Below are 16,116 nucleotides of genomic sequence, written 5' to 3' on the forward strand. Positions count from 1 at the left end.
TTAAAATCTTGCGACTAAATTAAAACCGTAACGTTTGGTAGTTGGGGCTGCTGACAGCTCAACCCCTTGCGATGAGGAAGACCCATAACTACCAACTTCAGGATCGAAATTAGAGTACTTAGGGAAATTAGGCGCAAAAAACCAAAGATTTCTACCTGTAACAGTAAAGCTTACCCCTTTTACAAAAGTACCTGCAAACATCTTCCTAGGCAATTCATAACCAATCGCTACCTCCCTCAAACGATATACAGTCGCGTCATAAATATTCCATTCCGTCGCCGTATTGATTGCAAAAGTTTGTCCATTATCTGGATCTGGAGAAAAATACAAGTCATTAACAGTCAAACGCGTTTGATTCCAAATTTTATTACCGGAGGCATCAAGAATTGGCTTACCAGTTATAGGATCTCCATACACACCAGGTAAAATCGCATTATACTCACGTCCCTCAGTATCCTTTGTAACACCACGTCCTAGTAGGGAACTATTTGTTACCGAATACATATCTCCACCTTTTGTCCAATCAAATAGCGCTGCAAAAGAAAACCCCTTGTAAGAAACCGTGTTATTAATCCCCATTTTAAAGTCCGGATTAGGATCCCCTACAAAATACTCATCGTTAGGATCCTGTATCATCCCACCGTTTTTACGATTTATGAGCACATTTCCCTCATCATCTCTAAACACCTTTGTCCCTCGCAGATACCCAAATGGCATACCTGGCTCCAATGCTGTAGATATTGTTCCACTTAACATCGCTCGAAGTTCAATACGAGGCGTCCCATCAATCAACTCCTCAACCATGTTCTTGTTTTTGGTAAAATTTGCAGATAAATTCCACTTAACAGGACTATCTGGAGATAGTGGCTTGAGTCCTAATGTAATTTCGACTCCTTTATTGCTTATTTTACCGAAATTGGTGAAATAAAAATCAAAACCGGAAGAAGCTGGCATAGCAATTCTTGCCAAAAGGTCTGTAGAAATCTTTTTATACCAGCTAAAATCTAAATTAGCACGGCTATTAAAGAAAGATAATTCAGTTCCAAACTCAACTTCTGTAGAAAACTCAGGAGTCAAATTAGGAGAATAGTAAGTATAGTCTAAATGTCCTGTTGGATTCCCCAAAAAGTTATTTTCTATGGTATACGTAGTAAGTAAATTATATGGATCAGTATCCCTTCCGACCTTTGCCCAAGCAGCACGTAACTTACCATAATTTAAAATACTGCTCTTCATATTCAATGCATCGGTAAATACAAAGGCTGTGGAAACACCCGGATAGAAATAGGATCTCGAATTCTTAGGCAAAGTCGATGACCAGTCATTTCTACCTGTTATATTTAAAAACAAGTAGTCTTTATACCCAAACGCAGCCTCCGCAAACATCCCCATAATACGACGTTTACTCAACTCATCTAAATTAAACAGCTTTTGCGCGGTATTGACTAATGTGTGAGTACCTCTGGCTATAAAACGTTTTCCCTCGTCCTGCCCACGATTGATTATCCGCTGATTATAGTTAAAACCAACGTTACCGGTAAAAGTAAAATCATCAGAGATTTTCGGTTTAAAAATACTTCTAAATGTAGACTCCAACTCTTTATGATCTCTCCTATCCATTACTAATCCACCTAAGCCTTCATATGCTCTTGATGAGATCTCATAGATTTCTTTTCTATCCATAAAACTTAAATTCGCTCCAAGTGAGTAATCTAATTGCCACCAATCATTAATCTTAAAATCAGTAGCAAAGGATCCAACAACTCTATTCTCTAAAGTTGTTGCATAGTTATTATAAGCAGACCACAAAGGATGATCAAATTGACTTGCTCCTAACCAATTTAAATTATTCCCATCTTTATCAGACCAAGGTAACGAAGGATCCCAGTTTCTAGCTAAAAACAACGAACGGGCAAATGACGAAGCTGCCCCATCGACCTGATTTTCACCAAAATAACCTCCAACCTGATTAGAATTAGTATATGCCAAACTACCGCGAGCATTCATTCGATCAGAGATCTTCACATTACCCCCTGCCGAAATATTATACCGCTTAAATGAGGAATTAGGTACATATCCTTTATGGTCCATTTGAGATAAAGTAACGTTAAATCCAGTATTGGAAGATCCTCCTGCGAAATTGATGGAGTTCTCCCAAACACGACCTGTTTGAAACAGATCCTTCACATTATTTGCATAGGCTCTGTAAGGAATCATACTACCTTTTGGAAAAATTCCTGCATCAACATATGGTCCCCATGCTTCAATGCTATCTAAAACACCAAACTTTGGTCCCCATGAGCCATTGGAAGCCGAATAGTTAAACTGAGAACCTGCTCCATACATATTCTGGTAATCTGGAAGGTTAGCAATATTTTCTAAGGAAACAGAGCTTCTTAACGTAACTGAAGTAGGTTGATCTAATTTCGTACTACCTGATTTCGTAGTAATTATCACAACACCATTTGATGCACGAGACCCATAAAGTGCAGCAGCAGCAGAGCCTTTCAATACATTGAAAGACTCTATATCGTTAGGATCAAGATTCGATATACCCGAAGAATAAGCTGCTCCTCCCGAAGTCATGCTAGTCGTCTCTACCATCGAGTTATCATATGGGACTCCGTCAACAATGATGAGTGGCTGGTTATTGCCAAAAAAGGATGAGTTACCACGAACCTGAAAACGAGTAGCAGCCCCAGGGGTTCCCTGAGACGTGCGAATATCAACTCCCGCAACTTTCCCTTGCATTGATTTTAACAAATCGGGTTCAGAATTCTGCAATAAATCATCGGGATTTACTTTGCTCGTTGCATAAGCCAAGCTTTTAGCAGATCTCTGTATCCCCAGCGCAGTGACAACCACTTCTTCTAAAGCATTATCCTCTGATACTAACTGTATATTTATTGTATTTTGGTTACCTACTGTTACCCGTTGGGCGTTATAGCCAATAAAAGAAAAATTAAGAGCTGCCCCTTGACCTACAGAAATAGAATAGTTTCCACTTCCATCAGTTTGTGTAGCAGCAGAAGTTCCTACTACAGATATTGATACGCCTGAAAGTGGCGCCCCATCAGTTGCAGAGGTAACCTTACCACTCACTTGCCGATTTTGTGCCATTGACACGCCTATTAGGCAAGTCAGCACAAAAAATAAACTGAGTAATTTTTGTTTCATGTGTTTATGTGTTTAGTTAAAAATTGTGTTTAATTAATTATTGATTAATCACAGATGCATACGCCCCATTCCCTTTGCCAAATGACGTGAGCAAAAGAAACAAGCAGTAAAACGTTTTATCAAAAAGAAAAAGCGTCAACCGATCAACAGCAGGATAAACAGCCGTTTAGATTATCAAAAAAATTTACATATCCAGCTCGGTGAAATAAACCAAGCTAACTCCGACAGAAAAGTCTAAATCCGGAGATAACGGGATGAAGTGAGTAATTTTTGTTCCATTTTGTGTGTGTTTAGTTTTTATAAATTGTTTGTGTGTTAGTAGCGTCATATCGTAACAACGATATTACTATGCAAACATATAAAAAAAAATAAGTTTTCACACTTTTTAACATTTTTTTTTTCGAAACAGTGGTTTAAACAAGAAAAAAAACAGCGCAACCAACTAAATGTAACAAAGCATGGTAACATTTGTAAAACAAACATGATGGCACACAAAAAGGAAATAGAAATATTAACCACAAAAAATGCCCCTCATTTTCATGAGAGGCATCGTATTAATTAAAAAATAAAACTTATCGTGTACCGCCAGCCCACCATACTTGCTCCGTATAGACGTACTTTCCATCTCCATAAGCAGCTTCCACATTTGGATTAGTTGTTGTGTCGTCATTACCATATGGTAAACGCAATGGGAATTTACCCGGGTTCTTCAATTCAATTAATTCTTCACCATTTGACTTCCAACGACGGATGTCGTTGTACATCTCCGTAGATTCGCCCGATGCACCAAAGAATGCTAAGTATTTTTGGTTAGCTATTTCTTTTAACGCATTAGCTGCGAACAATGGCTTTACATGATCTGCAAAGTAACTAGCGATATCAGCATCGGTAATTGCCGCAGAAGTCTCCTTCATTGTCCCATTAGCTAACACCGTAGGTGCAACAAATGCCGCTTTTACCGAGTTCTCCGAATTTTTGATACCTGCTGAAACAGCGGCCTCTAAAACTGTCGCTACCTCAGAAGATCCCTTGCCTAATCTTTGCATAGCCTCAGCTTTCAGGAATAATAATTCATGATAGCTTAATAGCTGAGTCGGTGCAGTCTGAGCAAACACGAATGTCGAAGTCAGGTAGTGGTATTTAACCTGCGTATTTTTACCATTGGGCGCTAATAAATTATACGAATCATTAGATGCCGCTATGTCATTTACCTGCGTCCAAACGCCAGCTGAACTCTGCGGAGTAAAGAAATTACGGTTCAAACGAGGGTCATTACGATCCAACATTTTATCACCGATACTCTGACTCGCTGCCAGGCCATCTCTTGACCATTGGAAGTCAAACAATGGATTTAGATTTGAAGCGCTATATTGTGCAAACTTAGCCTCTTCGTTTGCGCTAGCAAATGACTTATCAACAGACGTAATAATTGCCTCTAAAGCAGCAGTCTTATCCGAAGTAACCTTCAACAAACGCATTGTATAGCGAGCCTTCAATCCGTGCGCAAATTTCAACCAACGATCTGTATTCCCCTTAAATAGGAGATCCTGAGTACCGACCGAACCTGATGCATGTGTATCTCCTTTTGGAAGGTTTTCAATCGCCCCATCCAGATAGGCATTGATTTGCTTGTACAGTTCCTCTTGTTTATCCATTTTAGGATTGCGGATTTCCAAAGGCCTGAATCCTTCTGAATAAGGTACATCACCGAACATATCCGTCAATAATGCCAGATTGTAAGCAGCCATGATCTGTCCCATCCCTAAAGTAGCATAGTTACCTTCCTGGCTTCCTCCTACAGAACATTTTTCAATAATCATACGAGCATCTTTCAATGTTATATAAACGTTGCCCCAGGTATTATTAAAAGTAGATGACCTTTCTGGTTCACTTTCACGATGTTCCGCATTCCAGAGTTGATTATCCGTTCCAACTTCATGCTCTACATAAGTAGATAGATAAGTATTAAAATCACCCCCTACATTTGAAAAAGCAGTCCTCGTAATGACATCTGTTAAAATAAACTTCGCCTGAACATCCTTTGGATTATTAACATTGTCATTAATATTGTCCATTACATCCTCTGAACAAGAAGTAAAGACTGTAGGAGTAGCCAAAACAGCCACCGTTAATAATCCTACTATATTTAATTTCATTTTCATTGTTCTAAATTTTAGAATTTAATGTTTACACCTAGACCATAGCTTGATGTTCCCGGTAAAGAAAAACGCTCAAATGCACCTTGCATGTTGGTATTTCCTTGTGACACTTCTGGATCATAGCCTTTCAACTCAGACCATAGGATAATGTTACGTGCAAACGCATTAACATCTACCTTCAATTTAGAGGTCTGGTAGACAGGGTAACCTACAGCTACTTCGCGTAATTTCACAAATGAAGTTCCACGAATAGATGCTTCCGAAATATTACTCAAACGGTTAAAATAATCATACGTCGAAGTATTGGTAGGGTTTCCTTTTCCATCCAATACTGGGTTCGCATCGATCATAATATCATTTGCATCCCCATTCGCTTTTACGGCCGGCAATTCGAATAAGAAACCATTTCCATTTCGAAGATCAGCAGAATGCTGAGTCACCCCATAGACATTTAACAATGTTGAAGTACCATGGTACATCTGTCCTCCTTTTTTCCAATCCAACACAGCAGATAAACGTATTTTCTTATATTCAAGATTCGTGTTAAATCCTAAGTTAAAATCTGGAGACACATTTCCGATTACTTTTTCTTCGCCAGCTTGTGGCAGACCATCCTCATCTACAACAATCTGTCCTGCATCATTACGTAGATAAGAAACTCCATAAATCACAGGGAATTTGTAACCTATTCCAGCACGTACCTGTGGCTCAACGAATCCGCCCATGAAGATACTATTTACCCCTTCTTTCAACTCGTCTACATAATTATCAATTTTGGTGAAGTTAAAAGCAAAATCCCACTTGAAGTCACCATTACGGTAAGGAGCAACTGCCAACGTCAATTCGTGTACATTGGTATGGATTTTTCCACCATTCGTCACTAGGCTTGAGTATCCCGTTGAAGCGGCCAAAGGCACTTCAAAAATCTGATCTTTTACATCTTGACGAGAGAATGTATAATTCAAGTTGATCAATCCATCCCAGAACATTAAATCCGTTCCGACTTCAATCGCCCGCGTATTCTGAGGCTTTAAGGCTGGATCGTATACGATTGGATAGGTTGTATAAGAAGTCACTCCATCACTATTAATTGGATATAATATCGGTGTACCTGATGAGAAACCTCCACCATATACTGGCTTATCAAAATAACTCTCATAGTAATCTCCCGCTTGTCCAACCTCTGCAAATGATGCTCTCAGCTTACCCATAGTCAAAACGGAGTTTTTGACCGCATCTAACTCTGTAAACACAAAAGCTCCTGCTACTGAAGGATAGAAGAAAGAACGGTTATTGCGTGGCATAGAAGAAACGATATCGTTACGACCAGTCGCATTTAAAAACAACATGTTTTTATACGCTAAAGCTAAACTTCCAAACGTACCGAATGTCCGTGTATGACGTAAAGTTTGCTCTGCGGTAACAGTAGATGCGTTATTGATATTATCCCATCCTGGGAAATTAAAGTTTATACCGTGAGCATAATCTCTTCTGCGTACCCGATTTACAATCTCGTTACCGACCATGGCATCCAATACTAGATCATCATTGATTTTCCAGTTATACGCTGCCGTTCCCAACGAGTTCCATTCCGTTACTGAAATATGGAAGTTCTCCACTTCACCTTGACCATTTGCATGACCATACCCCCATAGATCGGTGTAATTTGACGTATAGGAATCAACACCTGCTTGGTACTTCAATGTTAATTTTTGATTGTTGCCCAAATCAGTAGCGTATTGTCCAAATCCATTACCAAAAAAGCGTTGATTATCTTCAGAAAACTTGTTGTTCTCAACAGCCCAGTACACACCGTCAAAACCTGCTGTACCGCGGTATGTATTTTGTTTTGTTGGGTTGTTCAAATAATAAGATGGGATTCCAGCCAAATCATAGGAGGCTGGAGCACCAAACAAAGTAGCCATAATACCATTATTCGCTCCTGTCTGCTTGGTGATTCTTGAATTCACATAGTTACCGGTAAAACCCGTTGTCCATTTGTCAGACAATTTTACTTCTCCAGCTAATTTAGCAGTATAACGATCCAGTCCTGTCGAAGGAACTATACCATTTGCGTTTGTTGCTCCCAAAGACATTGCATAACTACCCTTTTCAAATCCCTGAACAATGTTGAATGAATTATTGAAGGTATTGCCAATATCAAAAAAGTCTTTCGCATTATTATAAGCTTGCGGAGTAGCCCAAGGATCTAAACCCGCATTGGCACGCTGTGTTACATAGTATTTTCCTGGCTGCATACCATATTTCTGCGTATACTCATTATCGATATTACCACCGTATATAGCATCATTTGCTAAATCTGGAATCTTTGGACCCCAGGACATAGAAGAGGTATTACCGCTTTTAGCTCCATATAGGCCATTCACGCCTTGCGCATAGGTTGACTGAAAATCCGGAAGAACCGAAACTTTGTCAAACGACACATTAGAGTTGTATGAAATCTGTGGTTTTCCTTGTTTTCCTTTACCGCTCTTAGTCGTAATAAGGATTACCCCGTTGGATGCGCGCATACCATATAAAGCTGATGCTGCCTGTCCCTTAAGAATATTAATACTCTCAATATCATTAGGATCAATATCCAAGCCTCTAGAAGAGTAATCTGCACCGGTAACACTATTCAACGTAGAAACCTCGGCAGTAGAAGAAATAGGCAATCCGTCCACTACATACAATGGAGAGTTATTTCCTGTAAATGAGCGTGCTCCACGTATTGTAATATTTGCGGATGCACCTGGCATACCGGAAGAAGGCGTCACCTGTACTCCGGATACCTTACCTTGGATCGCTGTTGCTAAGTTACTATTGGCTGCTTCCGTCAATTTATCGCCTTTAACCTCTTGCGTTGCGTAACTTAAGGCCCTCTTTTGGCGAGACTGCCCCATTGCCGTAACCACAACTTCTTCTAAAGAGTTTTCTTCGGATTCCAAAACAACGTTTATTGTAGTTTGTGTCCCTACTGTAAGGCGTTGGCTCAGGTAACCGATGTAAGATACATTTAAAGTAGCTCCCTCTGGAACGGATAATTTAAAGCCACCTACATTGTCCGTTTGTGTAGCAGTACTCGTACCAACGACAGAAACAGATGCCCCAACAATCGGAGATCCATCTACTGAAGATGTAACTTTACCACTCACCTGGCGATTCTGTGCAAACGATATCCCTGTAAGGAAAGTAAACACAAAAATAAAACTGAGTAATTTTTGTTTCATGTTAATCAATATATGTTTGTAATAATAATTTTCAATGCTTAAACATTAGTATATAATACAACTGTTAATTCGCACGAACCAAATTGCGATATGCAAAATTTAGAAAGTGCAAAAACACCACTTTCCACAATTAAAGAGAAGATAAATAGTTAGTATGCCTTCATTCAAAAGAATCAGGGGGACAAATATAGTAGACGTAAGTTGTCATTACAAGTTTTTTAACTATTAACACCTTTCGTTAAAATAAACACAAGTAAAATATTCTACCGATAAAAATCAGGCAACCCCAAGCTCAGATTTAACATCTTTTAAGAAAAACATAATATTCGAAATAATATTTCGAATATCGCTCTATTTCAGAATAATATATCACACAAAAGGTTTCACTAATTAGATTCAGTCTGACTATATTCTTATATTATTTGTTGCAACATCTATGTATCTTAAAAGTTATTGTAACATTTTGCACAAAAATAGGTCCGCAATAGCTGATTGTATAAGTCATCTATCGAGATGGAAACATTCGTGAATGCAAAGCATTTTCTTTAATTTTGCCGCATGAGATTTGACATCATTACCGTACTTCCCTCCCTATTGGATAGCCCTTTTGCACATTCTATATTACAACGTGCGCAAAAAAAGGGATTGAGTGAAATTCATGTGCATAACCTAAGGGACTATACGTCTAACAAGCAGCGGTCTGTAGACGATTACCCGTATGGTGGTGGCTCAGGAATGGTAATGCAGATCGAGCCTTTCGCTACCTGTATTGAAAAACTACAGAGTGAAAGAACCTACGATGAGATTATCTACATGACACCTGACGGTGAAACATTAAATCAGTCTATTGCCAATGACTTATCGACGCGAGGCAATATGATTATATTGTGTGGGCATTATAAAGGGATTGACCAGCGTATACGGGATATATTTGTGACCCGCGAAATATCCATTGGAGACTATGTCCTATCGGGAGGCGAACTCCCGGCTGCTATTCTGGTAGATGCTATCATACGACTAATCCCTGGCGTATTATCTGATGAGACATCCGCATTGTCTGATTCTTTTCAAGATGGACTGCTTGATGCTCCGATTTATACAAGGCCTGCCGAATGGCGTGGACACAAAGTGCCAGATATCTTACTAAGTGGTAATGAAGCCAAAATCAACGCATGGCGTGATGATCAGCAGCTCCAACGCACACAAGAAAGAAGGCCGGATTTATTGGGTGATAATGAACAGTAACCCCAACTGTTGATAATTAGCTAAGCATTTGTAACTTTTTTTATTTTTTTAACAAAAAGAATTTGATTATTTAAAAATTATTCTAAATTTGTGGTGTAATGATAACACAAAGTACATATCAATTTTGGTGGTGGCCCGGAGCAAACAGCGTCGGGAGGCACCTCTATTGGTTTTCAGAATAAGGATTTTTTAATCAACCAAAACCATAAATCAAAAAGCCCGACGTATTTCGTCGGGCTTTTTTTGTGGAATAAACTCTGAAAAGGCTCTAACAATCTTCAAAAAAAAAATAGAATTAGCAACAGAATAAAAAAACATACATATGACCTATACATTCAAAACAAATCATAAAAAAATACTGGCAGACACAACAACCCCTGTCAGTATTTACCTCCGTCTCCGGGATACCTTCCCGAATAGCCTCTTGTTAGAAAGCTCTGAGTACCATAGCAGGGACAACAACATCAGCTATATATGCTGTCAACCACTAGCGGGACTGGTGCTAAACGAAGAAAATCTAACTATTAGCTATCCGAATCAGGAAAAAATTGTTAAACCGGCCTCAGCTATAAACCTAAGAAGCGAAGTTTCGGCTTTTAGACAATCTTTTGATGAAAAGCCTATTGCAGATACAAATGTCATTTCAAATGGTCTATTTGGATATTTCACTTTTGATACTGTGGCTCATTTTGAAGACATCACACTTACTGCCAAACTGGACGAATCCCGCAAAATCCCCTTTCTACAGTACCATGTTTATAAATATGTGATCGCCATAGACCACTTCCGTAACCAGCTCTATATTTTTGAGCACCTGTTGGACAACGAACAAAGCCAATTGGAGAGGTTAGAATACTTAATTCAAAACAAGAATTTCCCAGAGTACTCTTTTCAGACGAAGGGCAATGAGCAGTCAAATACGACAGACGATGGCTTTAAGGGACTTGTAGAGAAAATGAAGTCCCATATCCGCAGAGGGGATGTATTTCAGATTGTACCTTCTCGAGCATTCTCTACAGCTTTTTCTGGAGATGAGTTCAATGTCTACCGCGCATTAAGATCAGTCAACCCGTCACCCTATCTTTTTTACTTTGACTACGGAGACTTCAAACTGTTTGGTTCATCTCCAGAAGCACAATTAACAATAAAGAAAGGAGAAGCTACGATCTATCCGATTGCAGGGACTTTTAAAAGAACAGGTGATATTGAACAGGACGAAAAAATAGCAGAAGATTTGAAAAACGACCCTAAAGAATCTGCAGAACATGTGATGCTCGTGGATCTCGCACGCAATGACCTAAGCCGCCACTGTACGAATGTACAGGTCAAATCATACAAAGAGGCCCAGTACTACTCACACATCATCCATCTGGTCTCCAAAGTGGCCGGTAAACTGAAACCTACAGCTAATCCATTTGACATCGTTGGCGACACCTATCCCGCCGGAACACTATCTGGTGCTCCAAAGCATATGGCCCTCACCCTAATTGATCGCTACGAAGGATTACAGCGCTCTTTCTACGCTGGTGCAATTGGTTTTATGGGATTCAATGGGGATTTCAACCATGCCATTATGATACGCTCTTTCCTAAGTAAAAAGAACGTACTTCATTATCAAGCTGGAGCTGGTATCGTACTCGATTCTGATCCGGAGAAAGAACTACAAGAAGTAAATAATAAAATAGCTGCATTACGCAGAGCCCTTGAAATAGCACAAACCCTATGATACGTCCACTCGAATACTGTGAAAACACAGCACAAATAGCTTCAAGTATCAATACTATTGACTCTAGAATATTGGAGCTTCTACAGCTTAGAAAACAATACGTTGCCAAAAAACAACGAATACTAGGCACTGAAGAGACAGATTTAATAAATTTGTCTGCTGTTAATGAGGATATCAAACAATTAGTAGAAAACAATCAATTGTTACAAAATGAACAAAAATAAGATTCTCGTCATCGACAACTATGACTCTTTCACCTACAATCTGGTGCACTTGTTGCAAGAATTAGGCGAAAGTTATGAGGTCGTTCGCAACGACAAATTCGAACTGAGCTATGTCGACCAATTTGATCACATCTTGTTATCTCCCGGGCCAGGAATCCCCGAAGAGGCTGGATTACTCCTAGATGTCATCCGCACCTATGCAGCCAGCAAATCCATATTAGGAATCTGTCTCGGGCAACAAGCAATTGCTGAGGTATTTGGCGGCACCCTTTATAACATGCCCAAGCCCCTACACGGTGTAGCTTCTTCTATCATCGTTACCGACAGCGAGGAAAAGCTTTTCCAGGAGTTTCCCGAAAATTCTAAAATAGGCCGCTACCACTCTTGGGCAGTAAATAATGAAAATCTACCAGACTCGCTTAAGGTAACTGCTGTAGACGAAAATGGTGTAATCATGGCATTAACACATCGGGAATATGATGTCCGTGGAATGCAATTCCACCCCGAATCCATATTAACTGATAATGGAAAGAAATTAATAGAAAATTGGCTTAAATGAAAGTTATAAAGTTACGGAAGTGATGTAGTTATAAAGCAAACAAACACTAACATAAAAAAATCAAAACTGCAGTCGTATAACTATATAACCTCATAACCATCATCACTACACAAACATGACTATACTAGATAAAATCGTCGAAAGAAAGAGAATAGAGGTCGCAGAGGCAAAAGCCAAAACTACGTTACAACAACTGGAACAATATCCGCTATTTGGCAGAACCTGCTATTCCTTAAAAGATTCGATTGAAAACCCACAACGAACAGGAATCATTGCGGAATACAAAAGAGCTTCACCTTCCAAGGGACTTATAAATGGTGTATCTACTGTACAGGAAGTTGTACAGGGCTACCAAGACGCCGGTGCATCAGCAATCTCTGTCTTGACCGATTCTGATTTTTTTCAAGGTAGCCTTACAGATCTCACTGCAGCCAGAGAGGTACTGCAGCTCCCATTATTGCGTAAAGAATTTATCGTTGACAGCTACCAAATAGCAGAAGCAAAAGCATATGGAGCGGATATTATCCTCCTCATTGCAGCCTGTCTCAGCCCTGACGACGTACAATCTTTAGCAGCATACGCCAAATCACTAGGACTGAATGTGCTACTGGAGGTTCATAACGAAGAAGAGCTCCAACGCAGTATTTCCGATAATATAGACGCTATAGGGGTAAACAATAGAAACCTAAAAGACTTCTCGGTATCACTGACACACTCGTACGATCTAGTCAATAAAATACCGAGCAACTTCATTAAAGTTTCCGAAAGCGGCATTTCTGACCCGACAACGATAAAAAATCTCAAAAACAGGGGATTCCATTCTTTTCTAATCGGTGAGAATTTCATGAAGACAGCGAACCCAGGAGACGCTATGAAGAATTTTGTAAACGAATTAAAAGGATAGATACTCAAGTTGCTCAACCGTAAAAGGAGACTGCGATTTCACTGTTTTACAATTTACCAACAAAATTATTCCTAATTTTGCACCATGTCTATAAAAATTGGCGAAAACATAGATTTGGGAGAGTTTCCTCTCCTATTAGCTCCCATGGAGGACGTTAGCGATCCTCCATTCCGTTACGTATGCAAACAGAATGGAGTCGACATGATGTACACCGAATTCATATCCTCAGAAGGCCTGATCCGAGATGCGGCCAAATCAGTACAGAAATTGGACATCTTTGAGTACGAACGTCCGATTGGTATACAGATATTTGGTGGTGATATTGAATCAATGCGTCAATCGGCAGAAATATGTACTAAAGCAAGTCCTAATCTCATCGACATCAACTATGGTTGTCCAGTCAAAAAAGTAGTTTGTAAGGGGGCAGGTTCCTCTCTGTTACAGGATATTGACAAGATGGTAGCCATGACCAAAGCTGTTGTAGAAGCAACCCACTTACCAGTAACTGTAAAAACAAGATTGGGCTGGGATGACACCACCAAGAATGTCTATGAAGTCGCAGAACGCTTACAAGATGTAGGCATCAAAGCATTAGCTATACATGGTCGTACCCGGGCACAACTTTATAAAGGGCAGGCCGACTGGTCAATGATACGTGATATAAAACGCAATCCTAGAATAAAAATACCAATCTTTGGCAATGGAGATGTAGACTCGGTCGAAAAAGCCGCTGCCTGGAGACAAGAGTATGAGGTAGACGGTATTATGATAGGACGAGCTTCAATTGGTTATCCGTGGATATTTAGAGAGATAAAACATTTTTTCCAGACTGGTGAGCATCTAGATGGTCCGACCATTGCCGAACGTGTAGAAGTATGCCACACCCACCTTACTAAATCCATTGAATGGAAAGGCGATAAACTAGGGATATTCGAAATGCGTAGACACTATGCCAACTACTTCAAAGGTATACCTAATTTTAAAGAGTACCGGATGAAGCTAGTCAGTCTTTCAGCCTACGACGAGATCCAGGAAGTTCTTGAAGAAATTAAACACAATTTTGTGGGAGAGGTCGTTTAATCGACCTTTCTTATAATCTGTAGAATTGTCTTTTTCTCGAACAAGACCGTAAGAATACAGAAAGCCGCCAAAAGCAGATTACCTACCCAGACATTGCTATCAAATATAAAATAACTCGCCAGCGAGATCCCCAGCCCTCCCATCAGATATACAGTGATACTTCCAAAAGCATAAGGTATGGGATAGTATTTCTGTCCCCACAGAAGTGATAAAGCGATCATAATACAATAGACCACAGTAGTCGAGACCACAGCTCCTACATAAGAATACTTTGGTATAAGTAAAACATTCAAGAGAACAGTAACCAAGGCGCCAGCTCCCGAAATATAGATCGCATACTTCGTTTTATCTGTCAGCTTATACCATACCGAAAGGTTCATGTATATCCCCAACAAGACATAATTAAAAAGTAGAACGGGAACAATTTTTAATCCTTCCCAATACACTTCGGGTTGCAACTCTGTCCCTCGGATAAAAACCTTCAACCAGCTAATATTTGCCGTGATCCCCACCATGACCATCACCATCAATACGACAAAATATTTCATAATCATCGCGTAAGTCTTTTGTGCATTTTCACTCTTCGCATGTGAAAAGAAAAAAGGTTCTGCCCCCAAGCGGAAAGCGGTCACAAACAAACTTAGAAATACGGCAATCTTCGTCACCGCACCGTATATCCCCAATTCTATTTTTCCAATTTCACCAGGTATAAGTTTTGGAAAAAACATTTTATCCAAATTTTCATTTATAATAAATGAAATATTAGCGATCAAGATTGGAAAACTGTAAACCAGCATGCTCTTCATGATAGTCTTGTCAATTTTAAGTCGAACCTTCGATAACTCAGGCAACAGCAAAACAAGCGTCACAATGCTGGCTATAAGATTAGAAAGAAACACATAACCTATCCAGCCCTCTAAAAACCATTCTCCAGCAAAATCAGACCAAAATGCGGACTCCTTCTTCCACGAAGGAAGATACACGATGAAAAATAAATTGAGACCAACGGTTACAAATATATTTATAAACTTGAGGTAACTATACCGAATAGGTCTTCCTTTTGCACGCAGACGGGCAAAAGGAATAACTGCCAACGCATCGGCAACTAGAATAAATGCAAAATACTTTATATATTGAACATATACATCGACATCACCTCCCTCTGCAAACCAGGAGGCTATGGGCCGGGTATAAAGAAAGACCGTAACAAGTAATAACCCAGACATGAACAGCGTAACAATAAAGCTATTGTTATAAATCTTGTCCTTATCTTCCTCTTTCTGCTTCTGCAGGTATCTGAAATAGGTAGTTTCCATACCAAATGCAAGAATTGCATTCAACATAGAAACCCAGGCATAAAAGTTTGAATAAACGCCATATACTGCAGCATCTTTAAATTTCCGCAGGTATATAGGCGTCATAAGAAAACTAATCATACGTGAAATAATGGTCGTAAAACCATAAATCACCGTATCACTTAAAAATTTCTTTATAGAGGACACAACAGGTTATTTACGATGTTTGAGCACTTCAAAATCCTTAAAGCCTTTGAGTTCGGCCTGCTCTTCATAGGTGACAGCTTCTACCTCAGCCCTATCAGGCCCTTCTTCACAATATTCCAATAGCGACTCTAACCCAAAATCATCCCCCTCAGCTTCTATATAAACAGAGCCATCCGCCTGATTGATCACATAGCCCTTTACCCCCAGCTGATCAGCTACCGCTTTCGTCGTAAGTCTAAAGTAAACGCCTTGAACCTTCCCTTTTACCGTAATATTGTAATGCTTCATCAAATGATTTCTTTGTTGATGT

Annotated in this window: 11 protein-coding genes; 6 read left to right on the top strand and 5 right to left on the bottom strand. The window is 39.6% G+C overall.

Annotated features, from left to right (window positions below; genetic code table 11):
- From CLV99_RS18915 to CLV99_RS18925, 3 genes are all read right to left on the bottom strand, one after another.
- Positions 1–3,120 (bottom strand): SusC/RagA family TonB-linked outer membrane protein, encoded by a 3,120-nt coding sequence (locus CLV99_RS18915; protein WP_211348580.1) that lies wholly within the window; start codon positions 3,118–3,120, stop codon positions 1–3.
- 629 nt (positions 3,121–3,749) lie between these two features.
- Positions 3,750–5,333 carry a SusD/RagB family nutrient-binding outer membrane lipoprotein gene (locus tag CLV99_RS18920; protein ID WP_246032804.1) on the bottom strand — a complete coding sequence of 528 codons (1,584 nt, stop codon included), beginning with the start codon at positions 5,331–5,333 and terminating at the stop codon, positions 3,750–3,752.
- Between the two features lie 17 nt (positions 5,334–5,350).
- A complete protein-coding gene (locus CLV99_RS18925) occupies positions 5,351–8,566 on the bottom strand; it encodes a SusC/RagA family TonB-linked outer membrane protein (protein WP_133586080.1) in 3,216 nt (1,071 codons plus the stop codon).
- Between the two features lie 558 nt (positions 8,567–9,124).
- Here CLV99_RS18925 and trmD point away from each other — a divergent pair.
- From trmD to dusB, 6 genes are all read left to right on the top strand, one after another.
- Positions 9,125–9,811, top strand: a complete 687-nt coding sequence (trmD, locus tag CLV99_RS18930; protein ID WP_133586081.1) for a tRNA (guanosine(37)-N1)-methyltransferase TrmD — start codon at positions 9,125–9,127, stop codon at positions 9,809–9,811.
- A gap of 322 nt (positions 9,812–10,133) precedes the next feature.
- Positions 10,134–11,537 carry an anthranilate synthase component I family protein gene (locus CLV99_RS18935; protein ID WP_133586082.1) on the top strand — a complete coding sequence of 468 codons (1,404 nt, stop codon included), beginning with the start codon at positions 10,134–10,136 and terminating at the stop codon, positions 11,535–11,537.
- Positions 11,534–11,761 (top strand): hypothetical protein, encoded by a 228-nt coding sequence (locus CLV99_RS23420; RefSeq protein WP_246032805.1) that lies wholly within the window; start codon positions 11,534–11,536, stop codon positions 11,759–11,761. Before CLV99_RS18935 ends, CLV99_RS23420 begins: the two co-directional genes overlap by 4 nt.
- A complete protein-coding gene (locus CLV99_RS18945) occupies positions 11,748–12,320 on the top strand; it encodes an anthranilate synthase component II (RefSeq protein ID WP_133586083.1) in 573 nt (190 codons plus the stop codon). Before CLV99_RS23420 ends, CLV99_RS18945 begins: the two co-directional genes overlap by 14 nt.
- A 115-nt stretch (positions 12,321–12,435) precedes the next feature.
- Positions 12,436–13,224, top strand: coding sequence for an indole-3-glycerol phosphate synthase TrpC (gene trpC / locus CLV99_RS18950; protein ID WP_133586084.1), 789 nt, complete (start codon positions 12,436–12,438; stop codon positions 13,222–13,224).
- 84 nt (positions 13,225–13,308) lie between these two features.
- Positions 13,309–14,304, top strand: a complete 996-nt coding sequence (gene dusB, locus CLV99_RS18955; RefSeq protein WP_133586085.1) for a tRNA dihydrouridine synthase DusB — start codon at positions 13,309–13,311, stop codon at positions 14,302–14,304.
- Here dusB and CLV99_RS18960 read toward each other — a convergent pair.
- Entirely contained in the window at positions 14,301–15,806 is a 1,506-nt protein-coding gene (locus tag CLV99_RS18960; protein ID WP_133586086.1) for a lipopolysaccharide biosynthesis protein, read from the bottom strand. The genes dusB and CLV99_RS18960 overlap by 4 nt on opposite strands.
- A 6-nt stretch (positions 15,807–15,812) precedes the next feature.
- Positions 15,813–16,094 (bottom strand): acylphosphatase, encoded by a 282-nt coding sequence (locus tag CLV99_RS18965; RefSeq protein ID WP_133586087.1) that lies wholly within the window; start codon positions 16,092–16,094, stop codon positions 15,813–15,815.
- Between the last annotated feature and the right edge of the window lie 22 nt (positions 16,095–16,116).

This window comes from Sphingobacterium yanglingense (genome assembly GCF_004363245.1).
GTDB lineage: Bacteria > Bacteroidota > Bacteroidia > Sphingobacteriales > Sphingobacteriaceae > Sphingobacterium > Sphingobacterium yanglingense.

What these genes read in the sequence shown, in the direction of transcription:
- CLV99_RS18915 (WP_211348580.1), bottom strand. Translation starts at nt 3,120, where the DNA reads ATGGCACAAAATCGGCAAGTGAGTGGTAAGGTTACCTCTGCAACTGAT.
- CLV99_RS18920 (WP_246032804.1), bottom strand. Translation starts at nt 5,333, where the DNA reads ATGAAATTAAATATAGTAGGATTATTAACGGTGGCTGTTTTGGCTACT.
- CLV99_RS18925 (WP_133586080.1), bottom strand. Translation starts at nt 8,566, where the DNA reads ATGAAACAAAAATTACTCAGTTTTATTTTTGTGTTTACTTTCCTTACA.
- trmD (WP_133586081.1), top strand. Translation starts at nt 9,125, where the DNA reads ATGAGATTTGACATCATTACCGTACTTCCCTCCCTATTGGATAGCCCT.
- CLV99_RS18935 (WP_133586082.1), top strand. Translation starts at nt 10,134, where the DNA reads ATGACCTATACATTCAAAACAAATCATAAAAAAATACTGGCAGACACA.
- CLV99_RS23420 (WP_246032805.1), top strand. Translation starts at nt 11,534, where the DNA reads ATGATACGTCCACTCGAATACTGTGAAAACACAGCACAAATAGCTTCA.
- CLV99_RS18945 (WP_133586083.1), top strand. Translation starts at nt 11,748, where the DNA reads ATGAACAAAAATAAGATTCTCGTCATCGACAACTATGACTCTTTCACC.
- trpC (WP_133586084.1), top strand. Translation starts at nt 12,436, where the DNA reads ATGACTATACTAGATAAAATCGTCGAAAGAAAGAGAATAGAGGTCGCA.
- dusB (WP_133586085.1), top strand. Translation starts at nt 13,309, where the DNA reads ATGTCTATAAAAATTGGCGAAAACATAGATTTGGGAGAGTTTCCTCTC.
- CLV99_RS18965 (WP_133586087.1), bottom strand. Translation starts at nt 16,094, where the DNA reads ATGAAGCATTACAATATTACGGTAAAAGGGAAGGTTCAAGGCGTTTAC.